A 15,135-nucleotide genomic window follows, 5' to 3' on the forward strand; every position below is an offset into this window, starting at 1 on the left:
CGTTCTCCTTTCAATGGTAGTCCACAATTTCAGCACTTTCCGGGCCATTGTCGAACCAAGTGAAACAGATACGCCACTGGTCATTGATCCGAATCGAATGTTGCCCTGCTTTGTCGCCGGAAAGAGCTTTTAATCGGTTGGCTGGTGGAGCACGGAGATCATCCAGCTTTATAGCAGCTTCCAACATAGCGACTTTGCGGACAGCAACCCGAAACAAATCGGAAGGGAAGCCCTTGCCCGCCTTACCAATTCCCTGCGGCACTGGATTTGGGTCACGGCAGCGGTAACCGAAATGTCAGACGAGTTCCCATTCACTTGGCCTGTTTAGGCATCCTTCCGACTTACTACACAGCCATCCTTCTCAACCACAATTGTCGTCAGTCGAGCCTTGAGGATCGGCGCAATCTCTGGATGACAGGTCGCGACAATCGTACCGGAGGGTGTGGAATCCAGACTATGCAGGTTGCCAGCCTGCTTCACAACACGCCCGCTTTCACTGGCGACCATCATATAGTAGCGCAGTTCAGGTGCATAATGGGGATCGTCGGGGATACTCCAGCCAGGCTCGATCGCCAGCACCGGCGCACGTTCGTGGGAAAGCGCTTCCAAAAGAGCGCCGTAGCGCGAACGGGGATAATGTTCACGTTCGAACAGCAATGTGTGATCAACATGAACTGCCCGCGCCACCCCAAATGTGAGCAGCAATGCTGACACTGTCGTGGCCAGCCAAAGCCTTTGCCGTGGTGCTGCTCCAGATTTAACTTGTGCACGTAAACGGCCAAGAATGGCGTGAACGGCAAGTGCGGTCGCGATGGCGATGAATGGGTATGCCGGCAGATAATAATGGCTGAGTTTTGTGCTCGTCATCGTGATTACGACAAGTTGCGCAAGGGCGATACACAAGGAAAAGATCAGAGCGAGGCGTACCCGTCCCTTTGCAACCGGCAACGCGAAGGGAGAAAGCAAAGCCGCCACGCCAAGGCTAAACAGTCCGCTGAAGAACGTGCCATCGACATAATACCAAGGCGGTCCGGCATGGTCATCCAGCGCCTCTTTGAAACGGCCGCTGACATCATTGTAAATCATGGCGTTCAGATAGCCAGGATTGGCCCGCTCGCGCAGGACTAGGAATAGCAGAATAGGAACGACCGCGAGGACTGCCCCAATGAGATAGTCTGAATTCTTGATCACCTTCTGGAAACGACGGGTAACCAACAAATAGAGCAGGAACCCGGCACCTGGAACTGCGCCTGCCACCGCTTTGGTCATGAGAGCGCCGGCCCCCATAATGCCAGCCAGCAGCAGCCAGACTCGAGGGGGACGCGATCGATGCGCTGCAAAAAAGAGCAGCATCAAATAACCAGTCGTAAAGAAGGTCAGCAGGGCGTCGTAATCCGCTGTTCGCGCGCCATGTTCTCCAAAAAAACTGATGCTTGCTGCAAGCGCGATGCCGCCAAAGGCGGCTATCATCGCAGAAGACGTGATCCGTTGCAGAAAAAGCATGACCAGCAAAACCGTGCCAATCGAGCTGAGGACGGATGGAAGCCGAAGCGCAAACTCCGCGCTTCCGAACAAAGCCATACTGCCCGTCATGAGCCAGACGAGCAGGGGCGGCTTGGTATTCCACAGATCCTGGTGGTAGTCATAGGTTGTCACCAGACTGAGACCACTATGCCGCATCTCCATGGCGCTGATGATGATGCGCCCTTCATCCCAGATAATCACCGGGATTGGTCTGCCTACGAGGTAAAAGAATATTGCGAATGTCGTGAGCAGCGCCGCTAAAAATCGCACATTCCATAACCACCGAGCGTTGATCCGGCTTCCGATCATCATCTTAAGCCCCACTAAAATCTGAAGATAAAGGAAGGAACCAGTCTAGCGAAAATCCTACAAACCACCGGGCCGCAAAAGATTGCCGAACCAAATAAGCTGGGGCTCAGGAACGCTTGAACCCCCAACTCATAAAATTGCCGACATTCACGGAGAGCCGCCGACGGTCCAGCCAGGAGCCGCGCAGCATCTGGGTGAGCACGCCCTTCAGTCCATCGGGCATCGGCACAAGCCGCAGCCAGTAGCTTGGGCGATAGCTGTTCCAGAAGCTCGTACCGCCGACATCGCCATAACCGTTGATCTGTAGGAGACGACGCGCGCTTTCCGCCGAGAAGAGCTGCATATGCTCAATATCGACGATGGGTGACCGTCGCCCCAGCAGGCGGTTGAGCATCCCGCGGCGGTCATGTGTGACTCCGACGAACACACCTCCCGGTTTCAGCAAGCGATAAGCCGAAGCTACAAGCGCGCCTGGGTCCTGCACATGCTCCAGTGTCATGAAGCAGCAGATGAGGTCGAAGCTGTCGGCAGCGAAATCCTCTTCTTCGAAAATGCCTTCGCGGATCCATGCCCTACGGTGTGCCGGTGCGGCAGCGATGGCGGCCTTGGATGGCTCTACCCCTACCAGTTCGGAAAAGTCGGCATTTTCAAGCCGTTCCAGAAAGGCTGCGGTTCCGGTCCCAATTTCCAGCGCAGCCCCCCGCCCCTTCAATCTTTCAAGCACCGGCCTTAGCGCGCGCGCATAGGCGTCGGCAGCGTCTTCAGCCTCGTCGGCGCTGTCATAATCAGCCTCGTGATAGCTCGCCGCCAACGAGGCGACGGTCGGCGGACGATCCACATAGGCCAGATCACATGATCGGCAGCGCACCATGGCGTGGCTCATATATTCCGGTACCTTGCGCGACGCGAAGCTCGACGCACTGACCCGGCTCTCGTCCCGCGTATCCGACAGAAAGGGTTCGGCCTGTTCGGGCCCGGCTCCACAGAGAGGGCAGTGGCGAGCGGCAACGATGGGTTCGTAATTCATGCAATCTGCCTAGTGCATCTTGGTTGAGCAAATGTTAACCATATCGGGGGAATGTGGGGCATGAAAGAAGCACAGCTGATTGCGGCGCGACCGTTTGAAACACTAACCCTGGCCGCGCGCATTCGTGGTCAGGCCCTGCGCATGGTCACGCGCGCTAAAGCATCTCATATCGGATCTGCCCTCTCGATCGCCGATATCATGGCAGTGCTCTACGGCAGAGCCTTGCACGTCCATCCGGCAGCCCCAAATCACCCGGAGCGCGACCGCTTCATCCTGTCGAAGGGCCATGCCTGTGTCGCGGTTTATGCCGCGCTGGCCGAAACCGGCTTCATCGATCCCGCGCTGCTTGAAACATACGGCACCGACGGATCGATGCTGATGGCGCATATCAGCCACAAGGTGCCGGGCGCTGAGTTTTCCACCGGTGCGCTGGGGCACGGCCTTCCGTTCGGGACCGGCAAGGCGCTTGCCGCCAAGCGTCGAGGAGAGGCCTGGCGCACGGTCGTTCTTACTAGCGACGGGGAATGGGGCGAAGGAAGCAACTGGGAAGCGGCGCTGTTTGCTGCGCATCATGGCCTCGACAACCTCATCTGCATCCTCGACTATAACAAGCTGCAGAGCCTGCGGTCAGTGGATGAAACGCTGCGGCTCGAACCGCTGCATTCGAAGTTCGAAGCGTTTGGCTGGGCCGTACAGGAAGTCGATGGGCACGATCATGAGGCGCTCACCGCTGCACTGGAGGGGCCACCGTGGGCGGTTGGCAAGCCGATGATGCTCATCTGCCATACCATCAAGGGCAAGGGCGTCAGCTTCATGGAGAACAAGGTGGAATGGCATTATCGCAACCCCACCCCCGAGCTACTGGAAGCGGCGCTGGCCGAAATCGAAGGGGAGAATGGCCGTGCGTGACGCCTTCATCGATGAGCTGACGACGCTCGCCGCGACGCACGACAATATCGCCCTCATCGTCGGCGACCTTGGCTTCAACGTGATCGAGCCCTTTGCTGATCGCTTCCCCGACCGTTTCCTCAATGCGGGCGTCGCGGAACAGAATATGACCGGCCTCGCCGCCGGCATGGCGAGCGAGGGCTATCACGTCTTTACCTATTCGATCGCTAATTTCCCGACCTTCCGCTGCGCCGAGCAGATCCGCAACGACGTCGATCATCATCGTCTGCCCGTGACGGTAGTAGCTGTCGGTGGAGGCGTATCCTATGGCGCGCTCGGCTATTCCCACCATGCCGTTCAGGACTATGCACTGATGCGCGCCATGCCCAACATGACAATCGCCGCACCCGGCGACCCGTTGGAGACGCGGGCATGCCTTCGTTGGCTGATCGACAATCCGAGGCCTTCCTATTTGCGGCTCGGCAAGGCTGGAGAGCCACGCTTCCACGACGGCATCCCCGAAATTGCGCCTGGGCGCTGGGTCAAGGTGCGTGACGGCGGCGAAGGCTCCGTTCTGCTCTCGACCGGCGCGGCTCTGGGCGCGGCCATCGGGCGGGCAGATGGCCGGGCCGTGTGGTCCCTTCCGCTGTGGAGCATGGCCGCGAAGGCGGACCAGCCTGCCCAGATCGCGCAGCATGCCCGCGTCACGACGCTGGAAGATCATCTCGTGGACGGCGGCTTTGGTTCATGGTTGATGGAATCGGTGGCGGGCACGGCTGCCGCCGCCTGCATCGAGCCGATCGCCCTGTCTGCGGAAATCTGCGACCTGGTGGCCAGCCAGTCCGCGCTCAATCGGATTGGCGGACTCGCTGCATAACTCTTTTTTAACTACGCCTGTTCATAGGATTTGACCCATGAAAGCGATCATCCTTGCAGGGGGCCTAGGCACCCGCCTCGCCGAAGAAACATCGGTCCGGCCCAAGCCCATGGTGGAAATCGGCGGCAAGCCGATCCTGTGGCACATCATGAAAATCTATGCCCAGCATGGCGTGGATGAGTTCATCGTGTGCCTCGGCTACAGGGGTTACATGATCAAGGAATATTTCTTCAACTACGCCCTCCACATGTCGGATGTGACGATCGACCTGCGGCGAGGCACGACCGACGTGCATCGCAACGCATGCGAGGATTGGAAGATTTCCCTGATCGACACTGGTGCGGAGACCATGACGGGCGGGCGGTTGCGTCAGGCGATGCAATATCTCGGCGATGACGAGGATTTCTGCCTGACCTATGGCGATGGCGTCAGCGATCTCAACGTCGGCGCGGCTATCGATTTCCATCGCTCGCATGGGCGCAAGGCGACCGTGACGGCGGTGCGTCCCGCCAGCCGCTATGGTCAGCTTGACCTCGAAGGGGACCGCGTCGCGGCCTTCGCTGAAAAGCCTCTGGATGAAGGCGGCTGGATCAATGGCGGCTTTTTCGTGCTTAATCGCTCCATCGGAAATTACCTGAGCAATTCCGACAGCTGCGTTTGGGAGCGCGAGCCACTGGAGCGTCTGGCGTCGGATGGCGAGCTCCGCTCCTTCTTCCACGATGGCTTTTGGCAGCCGATGGATACATTGCGCGACCGACAGATGCTTGAAGGCATGTGGGAACGGCAAGAGGCCCCATGGAAAACCTGGCACTAGAGCGCGCCAGCGCGGCGGCGCTTACGCCGAACGCCCGCTTCTGGGCTGGGCGACGGGTGCTCGTGACCGGCCATACCGGCTTCAAGGGGAGCTGGCTGCTTGGCCTGCTCAATATATTCGGTGCTCGCGTCACAGGCCTTTCGCTAGGGCCCGACACCACGCCCGCCATGTTCGACCTGATCGGCGGCGCTGACCTTTGCGATCATCATATCGCGGACATTCGCGATGCAGCCGCTGTTGAGACAATCATCACTCAAGCCGAGCCGGAGATCGTCCTGCATCTCGCCGCGCAGCCGCTGGTGCGCGCATCCTATGCCGATCCACTCGCCACTTATCAGACCAATGTCATGGGCACCGCCCATGTACTGGAGGCATGTCGCAAAACGCCGTCCATTCGCACGATCGTCTCCGTCACGACCGACAAATGCTATGCCAATGACGGCCGCATCGAAGGCTACCGCGAAGATGCGCCGCTCGGTGGCCATGACCCTTATTCCAACAGCAAGGCCTGCGCCGAACTGGTGAGCGCATGCTGGCGCGACAGCTTCCTTGCAGAGCGGGGCACTGGTCTCGCCACTGCTCGCGCCGGTAACGTCATTGGCGGCGGCGACTGGTCGGCCGACCGGCTGGTGCCGGATGCAATCCGTGCCTTCTCGGCGGGGCTAACGCTGGAGATCCGCAATCCGGAAGCCGTGCGCCCTTGGCAGCATGTGCTCGAGCCACTGGCGGGCTACCTGCTGTTGGCCGAAGCGCTGACCGACGATCCCGTCCGCTTCGCGCGGGGTTGGAATTTTGGCCCGGCGCCCGCCGACATGGCAAAGGTCCGCGACGTCATCGATCTTCTGGGCCGTCATTGGGGTGTAGCTCAGCCTTGGGCGGCGCAGCCCGGCGATCATCCGCACGAAGCTGCGATGCTGACGCTCGATTCCTCTGCCGCTGCTGGAGCGCTCGGTTGGCGGCCGCGCCTTACGCTTGATCGAGCACTCGCGCTGACAGCGGCCTGGTATCGCGCTGAGGACAAGCGCGCCATCACTCGCGCGCAGGCAGAGGCTTTCCTCGCCATGGCGCCAGCATGAGCCGGATATTCGTCACTGGTGCAAGTGGCTTCGTAGGCGCCGCCGTCGCCGATCTGGCCGCCCGCGAGGGCCATCAGGTCACGGCATTGGTGCGTAATCCCTCGTCTCCGCGCGCGGTGTCGTGGGCGGGGCGCTGTGAGATCGCCGTCGCCGACTTGTCCAATCGCGATGCCGTTCGCGCTGTGCTGTCAGAGGCGCGCCCCGATTACGTCATCCATTCTGCGTGGGAGGGCGTGGGCGGTCCCAATCGCGCCGGGGACATTCAGATCGATAATATCCGCACGACAGTCGATCTGCTCGACAGCGCTATCGCGGCAGGCACCCGTCGCTTCATCGGTATCGGCAGCCAGGCGGAATATGGCAGGCATGATCGTCGGATCGACGAAAACGCCGCAACTCAGCCCTTCCTCCTCTACGGTGCGGCCAAACTTTCCGCCTGCCATCTGACGCGCCAACGCGCAAGCGAGGCGGGCATTGGCTTCGCCTGGCTACGTCTCTTTTCGCCCTATGGTCCCGGCGACAATCCCAATTGGCTGATCCCGTCAGTGGCGGCCCAGATCCTTGCGGGCCAGGCGCCGCGCACCAGTGTGGGCACGCAAAAATGGGATTATCTGCACATCGCCGATTGCGCGCAGGGCATATTGGCGGCCGCCGTGACGGAGAGCGCGCAAGGGGTGTTCAACCTGTCGAGCGGTCGCGCGGTTACAGTCCGGTCGATCGTCGAGCGTATTCGCGACCTTGCCTGCCCCGGCCTTCCGCTGACCTTCGGCGAGATTCCCTTTGGCCCCAATCAAATCATGCATCTGGAAGGGGATTGCAGCCGCCTGACCGCCGCGACCAGCTGGACCCCCCACATCATGATCGAGGATGGTCTTGTCAGCGTGGTCGATTTCCTGAGGGAGGCCGCATGAACATGCCCGCCCTTGATCGCCGTTTCATCAGCTTCCTCGTCGCGGGCGGGATCAACACGCTGTTCGGCTACAGCGTCTACAGCGCCCAAGTGCTGATGGGCATCAAGCCTCACGTAGCGGTGACGGTCAGCACGATTGCAGGCGTCCTCTTCAACTTCCTGACGACGAGCGCCGTATTCCGCTCGCGTCAACTGCGCCGACTGCCGCGCTTCCTCATCGTTTACGGCTTCATGCTCAGCCTCAACATCCTGTTGCTCGAGGTTGCCATGCGTGCGGGCTTTGGACCGCTGCTCGCACAGGCCCTCGTCCTGCCGATCTTCACCCTAACATTCCTCGCCATGCGCCGCTTCGTGTTCGCGGCCTCGCCGGAGCAGACCTCATGAAGACAATCTCCATCGTGACGCCCTGCTTCAACGAGGCCGACAATGTCGAAGCGTGCCGCGATGCCGTCGCCGCGCTGTTCGCACCCGGCGCACCGCTGGCGGGCTACGCGCGTGAGCATATCTTCGCCGACAATGACAGCAGCGACGGTACGCAGGACATCCTGCGTCTGTTGGCGGCCAGCGACCCTTCGATGAAGGTCATCCTGAACGCACGCAATTACGGCCCCTTCCGCTCCAATTTCAATGCGCTTCGCGCCGCGACGGGCGATGCCATCGTCGTTTTCCTGCCCGCAGACCTTCAAGACCCGGCGGAAATGATCCCGGAGTTCGTAAAGCTGTGGGAAGGTGGTGTGGAAGTCGTGGCGGGCGCCCGCGTTAACCGTCAGGAAAGCCTCGCGCTTCGTACCTGCCGCGCGATCTTCTATCGCACAGTACGCAGTTTCAGTGACATCGACATCCCGGTGAATGTCGGCGAATTCCAGCTTCTTGACCGCAAGGTATGGGAAGCGGTCGTCAGCCATGACGATCACTATCCCTATATCCGCGGCATCATCGCTTCCGTGGGCTTCCGTCGCGTCATCGTACCCTATACTTGGGCCGCACGGCGATCGGGCATCTCCAAAAACAACCTGCCGCGATTGATTGACCAGGCACTGAACGGCATTTTCAGCTTCACCAATGTGCCGATGCGCCTGTGCACCTTCGCCGGTATCACCATGGCGCTGCTCTGCATGCTCTACGCGACGGCTTCGGTCTGCCTCTATTTCATCTGGCCCAATCTTGCCCCGCGCGGGATGATGACGCTGATCGTCGCCCTCTTCTTCCTGTCGGGCATTCAACTTGCCTTCATGGGGATATTGGGCGAATATGTGACGTCGATCCATGCGCAGGTTCGCAAACGGCCATTGGTCGTAGAGCGTGAACGACTCAATATGGAAGCTGTGTCGATGGACGCGGCTGCCGGCAACTCGGTGCACGACCTGCAGCAGCAAATCGGCGTGGAGGCTGCGTGACGCTGTCGCCAGCGCTGACGTCGGCGGCCAATCCCGGACGTTCTACATCAACAATATCCGTTCCGCTTCGCGCACTGGCGGCGATGCTCATTGCCTTGCTCGGCTTGGACAACGTGCTGCTCTTGGGCTTTCTCGGCCAGCCGTCCCTGCTGGTGACGGCGCTAGCTGTTGGTGGGCCAGCGCTACTTGGATTCCTGGCTTACCGAGCGACGCCAGGCGAGTGCCGCATCGACTTATCGACCGTCCTGATCTGTCTCCTGGTCGCTGCTATCCTACTGATGCTCGGCGGAGAAGGACGCCTCTTCTACGCTCCCACCGACTGGCAGGTTCGCGATGCGGTACTCGCCGACATGGGGAAGCATCGGTGGCCCTTCGATTACTGGCTGGAAGGCCGATCGCAAATATTGCGCGCGCCCATCGGCATGTATTTTCTCCCCGCTCTGCTCGGCGGTGCAAGTCAGGTCGCCCGCGACTGGATTTTGCTGACGCAGAACTGCGTGGTGCTCGGCCTTCTGTTCGCGCTTGGCTCAGTCCTGTTTCAAGGGCGCCGCGCACGGTGGATTGCCCTCACCATCTTTGTGGCGTTCAGCGGTCTCGACATTCTGGGCAGTCTCATCGAGCAATGGGCCACCGGCCATACGCGGTGGGACCATATCGAAGATTGGGCCGCAGGTTTTCAATATAGCGCCCATATCACTCAATTATTCTGGGTCCCGCAGCACGCTCTTGCTGGCTGGGCTGTCGCTCTCACCTATCTCCTGTGGCGCAGAAATCTTGTTCCGATCGGGATATTCGGCGCAACCTTGCCGCTCGTAGCATTATGGTCGCCGCTCATCCTGTTTGGGGCCGCACCTTTTGCGCTTTTCGCAGGGCTGCGGACAATTAGTTCTCGTTCGTGGAACCGGCTCGACCTATCGCTCTGCCTGATCGCGACCGCCATCGCAGTTCCGGCTCTTCTTTATCTGGTGACGGATTCGACGAGCGTGGGAGGCGGTCTGCGCCCTCCCAATGTGATCCTTTATATCGTGATCATGCTGCTGGAGGTTGTGCCTTTTCTCCTGCCGACCCTTTTCGACCGCAACAATCGCGTCGATCGGACGAGCCTCGCCATTGTGGCTGTATGCCTTTTCCTGATGCCAAATTGGGCCATCGGCATGTTCAACGATTTTCAAACCCGCGCATCCATCGTACCGCTGGCGATCCTGGCGGTGGCCTATGCCGACTGGGCAACGCGGATTGTAGGCTTGCGCGAGAAACTTAGCTTTTGCGTAATCATCGTCCTCGGCTCGGTAACCGGGGTTGTAGGCATTGCGAATGCCCTCCGCTTCGCCCCATCTCCAATACCACGTTGTTCGGTGACGGGCGTATGGGAACGCCAATCAACATTGCATTCTTCATACAGTTCTTATTTCGCGCCTAGTGGCTCGATACCCTTCAGGGTGATGCCCGTCGATCGCGTGAGATCCGTCGAGCGGGATCGATGCTGGGACCGCCCATGGCATACACCGGGGCCGCCCTTCCTCAAAGTGCAGGGCCGCTGATGACTTCATCGATAATGACATTGTCTGTATATGCGGCGCTGCTGTTTGCTGTGCTGCTGACGCCCTATTCAGCGTCGGCCTTTAGTTCGCAGGCAGATCGACAGCGCAGTGTGGAGTTGGCCAGTTGTGCGCTGCTCCTGATGGCAGCGTTAGCTTTAACGGCGTTCCGGCACGGGGCTTTCCCACTGATGGGCATATTTGTCCTGATCCCGCTTTTCGGCCTCGGGACCGTGGCACTTTTAGGCGGCATGACGGCCGTCCTACTCTTCGCCACCACCATCTGGTGGACGCAATCGTCTATATTCGGGTTCATCCCAACGATGATCGCCGCCCCGCTTGCTGTGGGAGCCGGCTTTCTGCCGCGCTGGAAACCACACGCTGTCGCGACGCAATCGGGACTGCTCCCAACGATGCTGCTATGCGGGGTCATCGGCATCGGCGCCGGGCTTCTGACCGCACCTTTCGAGTCGGCGGACACCATCTACCTCGCCTGGCATCATTGGGGCGCCTACCTGGCGCCGGTGGAAGCATGGCGAGGCGGTGGCGTGCCCTACCGGGATTTCCCAATACAATATGGGCTAGGGCCTACGGTCACTCTGATGGCAAGCTGCGGCCAGGATTGCTGGCGCGGCATGTATGAGGTGACCGTCGCCGCCAACGCTCTCTATTTTGCAACTCTTGCAGGAATCGTGATCGTCCTGACCGCGCGATCATCTATGGGCGTGCGCTGGCTGGCGCTACTGGCGATGTTTTGCGCAGCTTTCATGTGGACTGGCTTTCCGAGCAATTTCGCCGGGCCGGTGATCACGCCTTCAGTCGCCGGACTACGGTTCCTGTCAATTTCCACGCTGCTACTTCACATACTCTATGCCGAACAACGCAAAGTCCGCCGCGACTGGATCGGGCATACCATCTGGTTGATCGACCTCTTCTGGTCGCCTGAAGCGGCATTCTTCGGAACCTTGATCTGGTGGCCATATCTGGCATTGCGCGATGCCACCGCAGCAGATGGACGGCGCGGGGCAATCATTGCTCTCGTTCGAGGGGCCGTCCGAGGCGTGGCAGCTTTGGCGGCCGGAATCTGCGTCCTTGCGCTTACCCTCTGGCTGCTATCCGCCAAGGCGATCTCGTTGGAGGATTTCTTCGCCTATGTGCAGCATCCCCCAGGGGCGCTGCCCGTCAATCCTGTCGGGACTATCTGGATCGCGCTTGCGGCACTTGCGCTTGGCATCGCCGTGCTGGCGCGACAGGGCCTGTCAGGCAGGGCTCGCTCCCTCTATGCCTGCTTACTGGGTTTCCTGGCAGCGGGCACGTATTATATCAGCCGCAGTCACGACAATAACGTCCTCAACCTGTTCCCATTGTTGATTCCGGTGCTACTTGCCACTCTCGCCAATCTCAACAATGTCGGCGACACGGCGCGACGTTTCGGACGCGCCTTCATCCACACCTTACTCATCGCCATGGTCGCTTTCACAGTCACCTTCGACTTTAGACCTTGGCGAGAAGGCGCCTCCCGGGCCGGGGCGCTACATCTCGGACCATACCGGCTGATTGCGCGCTTTACCCCCGAAGCAAATGATCGCCCCGCGATATTGTCCGCTGATGCAATCGCTGGCCTGCGCTATCTCCGGGATCAGAAAGCCGAGGCTATCGCCCTATTCGATCACAACTACCTGATGGTTCGCTCCTCAGGTAGGGCATGGACCAGCGTGAACAACCTCGCCAACTTTGTGCCGCTGCCCCAGGCATCCATTGAACATTACATCCGCCGAAGCGCGGCTGCTTACCGTCGGCCCGGGTGGATTCTGGCAGACGCCGATCATCGGCATTGGGTGAACGCCTTCCGGGTGGCTTATGACGTGCAGCGAGAACAGTCGTTCGGCAGTTACCGGGCATATTATCTCGTGCCGCGCAGCACGGCAGCTACCAAGCCGCTTTAAGCCCATTTATCTTGGTTCGCGCTTGCTGCAGTGCACGTTTAAACTTCTATAGATGCGGCGTCACGATACGCATAAAGCAGCACCTCCGCTTACGCTTGCCATGGTAAGGAAGTCTTTCGCTACGGGTATATTAGTCGATTCTGGCCTTGAGCGGCTGCTCCGAGCCGTGACGGACGCGTGAATATTGGGTTTCCCATCTCATCTCTAATACCCGATCAATCCGCCAGTTCGGGAGTTCCATCCGCTATGGCGTCAGCTAATTGCAGGCCCCGATCGCCCCCGCCCGAACTGCCAGCTAATCCCGTCCGATCGCATGATCCCCGTAGCCGTCCTTCCAATGTTGCGTTCCAATACGTTTCGCCATGGCACAAGCGTGAAATCCCGCGCACGCTCGACCACCGCATACGGCCCATTCTCAAGGTCCAAACGCCGCCCAATGACACCCTCAACGCGCTCGCCCACATTGATCGACTCAAATCGCTTGCCAAGTTCTTTGCCAAGCCTGTCGACAACATCCCGAAGCTCGCGCAAGCGCAGTGCCTCCAATGCGCCGCGCCGCAACTGGAAAACCAGCCCATCGCCGTCGGCCAATTGCTGTTCGACGAGCCACTGACGCCTGGCCGACATTGCGTCGCGCACTTCGCGACCAAAGCCGACATCGCGAACCGCGCTCGGCGTACCTGATGCCAGTTCGCGATCGAGCCAGGTCGGCGCCTCCTTTGTCGGCAGGTCGGCGACAGGTGTTCGCGAGAGGATCAATACCGCCACAGGCCGGTCACGTTTCTGCCGCTGGGCATAGACCTCGGCACGGGCGAGGTGATCGTCGGGAATGACCCAACTCCCATCCTCTGATCGCTCCGGCCCGGCCCCCGCCCGCCGCATAGCTTCCAGCCGCCGGACATGGCTCGCGGCATAGGCCTCGCTCGCCTGAGCATCATGCGCCAAGTGAAGATCGACCGAATAGCGTCCACCGTGGGCGCGAGCGACAGCATCGACGGTACGATCCGCCTGCATCACGCTCGCCCTCGCCGGCTTTATCCGCACGGTCGCATTCTCTTGAACCGACGGCACGCCATCGCCCCGGCCAATGTCTATATAATGGACCCGGCCATCGACACCGTCGAGCATCGCATAATGACGGTCGCGATGCTCGTCGGAGAAGCCTCTATGGATCAATCGCCCGACAATCGGCTCGCGAAGCTCGGTCGTCACCATCTCTTCGACACCCGAGCGATCAAGGCGGAGTGCCGTCAACTCGCGCTGCATGAGGCGGATGATGTCGCCGCGCTCTCCCATGCGCCGCAGCGTGTCCTCCATTTCATCGACCAGCTGATAGCGCCCGCCGCCGATATCTTCGGCAAGTTCCATCGCCTTCAATTTGCGAAGCCGGCCGGCCGCCACCGATTGCTGGAAAGGGTCGTTGTCGGCGGGCGATACGATCCGATCGGCATCCATCCGCCGCAGCAGGCGACGATCGATCGCGGTCAACCGCTCCTGATTGACGTCGTGACGCAGGCGGGCCTCGATTTCGTGATCGGTTCGCGGCCCCAGGTCGAGCGTCACCAGTTCGGACGCGCGCTCGCGCAGGCCGTGTGAAATATATTCGCGGGCGATGATGAGATTATCGCCGCGATCATCGATGCCGCGCAGCACGATATGCGTGTGCGGTCGCTCGGTGTTGAAGTGATCCACCGCGACCCAGTCTAGCTTTGTGCCGAGGTCCTGTTCGACCTGCGTCATCAGTCGACGAACATAGAGCTTGAGGTCGGGATATTCGGCGCCGTCCTCGGCCGAGACGATGAAACGGAACTGGTGCCGGTCGCCGGCCGTGCGCTTGAGGAAATCGTCGCTGCTCGCGCAGTCGGTCGCCGGGCCGTAAAGCTCACCAGGCAAGCCCTCGCGCGTGACGCCATCGCGCTGGATGTAGCGCATATGGGCTTGGGCTGCCTGGCCAGCCTTGCCACCGAGCCGGATGAGGCTCGCCTTCACCACCGCGCGGCGGCCACGGAAACCGCCCAACCTGTCGCGACTGGCGAGAAGCCGTCCCTTGCTCGCGCCCCGGCCGATACGGCTGCCGTCAAAGCGCCGCGACCTTTTGCCTGTCTTGTTACCAGCCAGCCGCGTCGCCGCGAGGATGCGCCCGCCATATTTGACGGTGCGCTTGCCATCATTGCCCCGCATCCTGCCGAGCCTGGGCGTGAGGTCATCGTCAGACATGGTAACGCCGCCCCATCTCGCGGATTCGACCAGAAACTGGCGGATTACCGCCGTTCCCGCCCGTCCTGTCTCCCGAAGTCAGGGCGCGGCTTCGTGAAAAAAGGATGTGCAGACAAACACTTAAGCCGGGTCGCGAGACACTGCCTTTATCTTGTTTCCCCTTATCCCCTAGCGCCACCCATTTTCGGCTCGAAAATAGGGGAGAGACGACGCCGGTCCGACGCCGCCTCTTCCTGACGATCATGCTGCCGTCAACGCGCATCGGCCATTGCCTTCCGAGCAATATCGCGACTGTGGCAAATGCGCTTCGCAATCGTTCCATGCGGCATTCCCTCGCCATCCACGAGGATGATGGCCATGAACCAGCGGCCAGCCAGCCGACCCCAGATCGCGATCCGGTCGAGCTCCAGATCATCCTCGCCAAGGCCCTCATAGGAGCCCAGCCAACGCTCCTCGCCGCGCGCGTCCCAGAGGAAATCGCTCTCCTCCGCTTCCAGGAAGCGTTGCGCCAGTGCTTCTCCCGCACTGCGTCCCAGCTCGATTTCAAGTTCTGCTACCAGCGTTGCTACGACGCTGTCCGACGCCGTTCCGATACCCTGAACCATGCCCATG

The 15,135-nt window shown here is 60.4% G+C and carries 14 protein-coding genes; 9 read left to right on the plus strand and 5 right to left on the minus strand.

All coding sequences use genetic code 11. From position 1 onward, the window contains the following. Positions 1-10: 10 nt before the first annotated feature. The 3 genes from ACYU81_RS03295 to ACYU81_RS03305 all read right to left on the minus strand — a co-directional run bounded on the left by ACYU81_RS03295 (position 11) and on the right by ACYU81_RS03305 (position 2,860). The gene (locus ACYU81_RS03295) at positions 11-262 is read right to left on the minus strand and encodes a type II toxin-antitoxin system RelE/ParE family toxin (RefSeq protein ID WP_460986326.1); all 252 of its coding nucleotides are present in this window, start codon (positions 260-262) and stop codon (positions 11-13) included. Positions 263-324: 62 nt separating this feature from the next. Further along, the gene (locus ACYU81_RS03300) at positions 325-1,836 is read right to left on the minus strand and encodes an ArnT family glycosyltransferase (protein ID WP_460986327.1); all 1,512 of its coding nucleotides are present in this window, start codon (positions 1,834-1,836) and stop codon (positions 325-327) included. Positions 1,837-1,939: 103 nt separating this feature from the next. After that, positions 1,940-2,860 (minus strand): class I SAM-dependent methyltransferase, encoded by a 921-nt coding sequence (locus ACYU81_RS03305; RefSeq protein WP_460986328.1) that lies wholly within the window; start codon positions 2,858-2,860, stop codon positions 1,940-1,942. Between the two features lie 60 nt (positions 2,861-2,920). Here ACYU81_RS03305 and ACYU81_RS03310 point away from each other — a divergent pair, with 60 nt between their 5' ends. The 9 genes from ACYU81_RS03310 to ACYU81_RS03350 are packed head-to-tail and all read left to right on the plus strand — an operon-like array spanning position 2,921 to position 12,306. Then, positions 2,921-3,769, plus strand: a complete 849-nt coding sequence (locus ACYU81_RS03310; RefSeq protein WP_460986329.1) for a transketolase — start codon at positions 2,921-2,923, stop codon at positions 3,767-3,769. Next, positions 3,762-4,625 carry a transketolase family protein gene (locus ACYU81_RS03315; protein WP_460986330.1) on the plus strand — a complete coding sequence of 288 codons (864 nt, stop codon included), beginning with the start codon at positions 3,762-3,764 and terminating at the stop codon, positions 4,623-4,625. The genes ACYU81_RS03310 and ACYU81_RS03315 overlap by 8 nt, the downstream gene beginning before the upstream one ends. Before the next feature lie 37 nt (positions 4,626-4,662). After that, the gene (rfbF, locus tag ACYU81_RS03320) at positions 4,663-5,439 is read left to right on the plus strand and encodes a glucose-1-phosphate cytidylyltransferase (RefSeq protein ID WP_460986331.1); all 777 of its coding nucleotides are present in this window, start codon (positions 4,663-4,665) and stop codon (positions 5,437-5,439) included. Then, positions 5,421-6,515 carry a CDP-glucose 4,6-dehydratase gene (gene rfbG / locus ACYU81_RS03325; protein WP_460986332.1) on the plus strand — a complete coding sequence of 365 codons (1,095 nt, stop codon included), beginning with the start codon at positions 5,421-5,423 and terminating at the stop codon, positions 6,513-6,515. The genes rfbF and rfbG overlap by 19 nt, the downstream gene beginning before the upstream one ends. Further along, a complete protein-coding gene (locus tag ACYU81_RS03330) occupies positions 6,512-7,426 on the plus strand; it encodes an NAD-dependent epimerase/dehydratase family protein (protein ID WP_460986333.1) in 915 nt (304 codons plus the stop codon). Before rfbG ends, ACYU81_RS03330 begins: the two co-directional genes overlap by 4 nt. Then, positions 7,423-7,809 carry a GtrA family protein gene (locus ACYU81_RS03335; protein ID WP_460986334.1) on the plus strand — a complete coding sequence of 129 codons (387 nt, stop codon included), beginning with the start codon at positions 7,423-7,425 and terminating at the stop codon, positions 7,807-7,809. The genes ACYU81_RS03330 and ACYU81_RS03335 overlap by 4 nt, the downstream gene beginning before the upstream one ends. Continuing rightward, positions 7,806-8,822, plus strand: coding sequence for a glycosyltransferase family 2 protein (locus ACYU81_RS03340; protein WP_460986335.1), 1,017 nt, complete (start codon positions 7,806-7,808; stop codon positions 8,820-8,822). Before ACYU81_RS03335 ends, ACYU81_RS03340 begins: the two co-directional genes overlap by 4 nt. Next, complete coding sequence (locus ACYU81_RS03345; RefSeq protein WP_460986336.1) at positions 8,819-10,363, plus strand: hypothetical protein; 1,545 nt, start codon at positions 8,819-8,821, stop codon at positions 10,361-10,363. Before ACYU81_RS03340 ends, ACYU81_RS03345 begins: the two co-directional genes overlap by 4 nt. Further along, positions 10,363-12,306: a hypothetical protein gene (locus ACYU81_RS03350; protein WP_460986338.1), complete on the plus strand. Its 1,944-nt coding sequence runs from the start codon at positions 10,363-10,365 to the stop codon at positions 12,304-12,306. The genes ACYU81_RS03345 and ACYU81_RS03350 overlap by 1 nt, the downstream gene beginning before the upstream one ends. Positions 12,307-12,558: 252 nt before the next feature. On the opposite strand, the gene rlxS is transcribed toward ACYU81_RS03350, so the two are convergent. Together rlxS and ACYU81_RS03360 are read right to left on the minus strand one after the other, a co-directional pair. Continuing rightward, positions 12,559-14,523, minus strand: coding sequence for a relaxase/mobilization nuclease RlxS (rlxS, locus tag ACYU81_RS03355; RefSeq protein WP_460986339.1), 1,965 nt, complete (start codon positions 14,521-14,523; stop codon positions 12,559-12,561). Between the two features lie 251 nt (positions 14,524-14,774). Then, complete coding sequence (locus ACYU81_RS03360) at positions 14,775-15,134, minus strand: hypothetical protein (protein ID WP_460986340.1); 360 nt, start codon at positions 15,132-15,134, stop codon at positions 14,775-14,777. Between the last annotated feature and the right edge of the window lies 1 nt (position 15,135).

It is taken from the genome of Sphingobium sp. TomTYG75, from assembly GCF_054771635.1.

Excerpts from the sequence above, each read along its gene's own strand:
- rlxS (WP_460986339.1), bottom strand. The coding sequence starts at position 14,523 with ATGTCTGACGATGACCTCACGCCCAGGCTCGGCAGGATGCGGGGCAAT.
- rfbF (WP_460986331.1), top strand. The coding sequence starts at position 4,663 with ATGAAAGCGATCATCCTTGCAGGGGGCCTAGGCACCCGCCTCGCCGAA.
- ACYU81_RS03335 (WP_460986334.1), top strand. The coding sequence starts at position 7,423 with ATGAACATGCCCGCCCTTGATCGCCGTTTCATCAGCTTCCTCGTCGCG.
- ACYU81_RS03305 (WP_460986328.1), bottom strand. The coding sequence starts at position 2,860 with ATGAATTACGAACCCATCGTTGCCGCTCGCCACTGCCCTCTCTGTGGA.
- ACYU81_RS03350 (WP_460986338.1), top strand. The coding sequence starts at position 10,363 with ATGACTTCATCGATAATGACATTGTCTGTATATGCGGCGCTGCTGTTT.
- ACYU81_RS03330 (WP_460986333.1), top strand. The coding sequence starts at position 6,512 with ATGAGCCGGATATTCGTCACTGGTGCAAGTGGCTTCGTAGGCGCCGCC.
- ACYU81_RS03360 (WP_460986340.1), bottom strand. The coding sequence starts at position 15,134 with ATGGGCATGGTTCAGGGTATCGGAACGGCGTCGGACAGCGTCGTAGCA.
- ACYU81_RS03340 (WP_460986335.1), top strand. The coding sequence starts at position 7,806 with ATGAAGACAATCTCCATCGTGACGCCCTGCTTCAACGAGGCCGACAAT.
- rfbG (WP_460986332.1), top strand. The coding sequence starts at position 5,421 with ATGGAAAACCTGGCACTAGAGCGCGCCAGCGCGGCGGCGCTTACGCCG.
- ACYU81_RS03310 (WP_460986329.1), top strand. The coding sequence starts at position 2,921 with ATGAAAGAAGCACAGCTGATTGCGGCGCGACCGTTTGAAACACTAACC.
- ACYU81_RS03300 (WP_460986327.1), bottom strand. The coding sequence starts at position 1,836 with ATGATGATCGGAAGCCGGATCAACGCTCGGTGGTTATGGAATGTGCGA.